The following is a 1907-nucleotide window of genomic DNA, read 5'->3' as shown; positions in this document are numbered from 1 at the left end:
GCACCGAACAGCGCCACCAGCCCCGCCGCCAGCACCACCGAAACGCCCTCGAAGATATCGTTGCGTGCGCATTCCCAGGCCGATGCCAGGTTCACGTCATCATTGCGATACGGCGTCAGCAGCCACAGGCAGAAACCGTTGGCAGCCAGGTTCAACAGCGCGGCCAGGCCCATGCTTTCGAACAGGGGAACCTGCGGATGCGCCAGCCGCCATCCGATCTGTGCCGCCACTGCCACGGCCGCAGCCAGGATCAGCACGCCCTTGAACAACGCAACCCGCGCCTTGGCCGCCACGCCGGCCCCCACCACCAGCAGGCTCAGCAGATAGGTCGCCGCATCGCCCAGGTTGTCCAGCGCACCGGAGAGCAACGAGGAGGAATGGCTGTACCAGGACGCGCCGACCATCATCAGGAAGGTCGCCAGGTTGATCAGCAGGACGATCCACAGCACGCGCCGGTGGCGCGCCTGCATGGCTGCCACATCCAGCGTCTTGCCGCAGCCACAGCATTCGCCCATCGCCCTGCCCTCTGCCTGTCGTACCCCATTATCACGCCAATCAGGCCCGTCGGCAGCTGCTGCGGCGGGTCCACCCACAATTGCACGTCCTGGCCCCTGTTGTGCTGCAATGGCGCTTCCCCGGCACGGAGACACGCATGAAGACGCTTGGCCTGATCGGTGGCATGAGTTGGGAGAGTTCGGCGCAGTACTACCGCCTCATCAACGAAGAGGTACGCGCGCGGYTGGGCGGCGCGYATTCKGCGCAGYTGCTGATGTGGTCGCTGGATTTCGCCCGCATCAAGCAGCTGCAGCACGACGGCGACTGGRATGCCCTGGGCAACGAGATGGTCGATGCCGCACAGCGGCTGCAGGCCGGTGGCGCCGACCTGCTGCTGATCTGCACCAACACCATGCACAAGCTCGTTGCTGAGATCGAGGCGGCCTGCCCGCTGCCCTTGCTGCATATCGCCGACCCGACTGCCACGGCGATCGTGCAGGCCGGTCTGCAGCGTGTCGGCCTGCTCGGCACCGCCTTCACCATGGAGGAAGACTTCTACCGTGGCCGCCTGAGCGAGCGCTTCGGCCTGGACGTACTGGTTCCGGAGGCCGATGACCGCCGCGAGGTGCACGCGATCATCTACGAGGAGTTGATCGCCGGGGTGGTCAACGAGCGATCACGGCAGGTGTACGTCGAAGTGATTGAACGCCTCGTTGCCCGCGGTGCCCAGGCGATCATCCTCGGCTGTACCGAGATCATGCTGCTGGTACGCGCCGAAGACAGCCCGGTGCCGCTGTTCGACACCACGACCCTGCATGCACGCGCGGCAGTGGACGCAGCGTTGGCGTAACCCACGGCGGGGTGCAGTCGAGCAGGCTCGACTGCACGGTCAGGCGTCCGGTCACGCAGGCAATTCGGGTTGCACTTCCAGCGAAGTAACCAGCCATTCCACCACCGGTGGCGAATCGCACAGGAAGAACACGGCGTCGCCGCTGCGGGCTTCGGTCAGCATCCGGTAGACACTGATGGCCACGCCCGATTGGCTGGCAATGAAAATCTCGCTGCTGCGCGGCCCGTCGGCCTGGCGGGAAACCCGCCGCAAGGCATCGCGGGCCGCAACCGTATCTTCCGGCTCGGCTTCGCGGGTCAGTTCCAGGCCACGCAGGCCCCACGCAACAAAAACACGCTTGCCCTTGAACGTCGTGTCCAGGACCTGCACGTCGGCCGCGCCTGCGCCGGCCGACCGATGAATGACGATACTGCTGATCAACGCAACCCCCTGTGGTCGTCGTGGTCCGCACATCCTTGTCCGCACCCGCGCCAGCGGCCACGGGCGATGCCCGAAGGCCGCGTCCGAAAGCGCTGGAACGTGTAAAAAACTGTAAACCGATGCAATCGGATGTGCCCGGGAT

Annotated in this window: 3 protein-coding genes; 1 reads left to right on the top strand and 2 read right to left on the bottom strand. The window is 65.5% G+C overall.

Annotated elements, in window-relative coordinates; genetic code table 11:
- On the bottom strand, positions 1-515 hold a 515-nt coding region (locus AC1VAN_RS20405; RefSeq protein WP_480986593.1), incomplete at its 3' end, for a cation efflux transmembrane domain-containing protein.
- 137 nt (positions 516-652) lie between these two features.
- Here AC1VAN_RS20405 and AC1VAN_RS20400 point away from each other — a divergent pair.
- A complete protein-coding gene (locus AC1VAN_RS20400; protein ID WP_480986592.1) occupies positions 653-1345 on the top strand; it encodes an aspartate/glutamate racemase family protein in 693 nt (230 codons plus the stop codon).
- A gap of 51 nt (positions 1346-1396) precedes the next feature.
- Here AC1VAN_RS20400 and AC1VAN_RS20395 read toward each other — a convergent pair.
- A partial coding sequence (locus tag AC1VAN_RS20395; RefSeq protein ID WP_480986591.1) for a hypothetical protein occupies positions 1397-1907 on the bottom strand: 511 nt, incomplete at its 5' end.

The organism is Stenotrophomonas sp. 05L44_2 (assembly GCF_056665995.1).
Note: the sequence above shows the minus strand (reverse complement) of the source record. Positions and strands in the feature narration are given on the sequence as shown.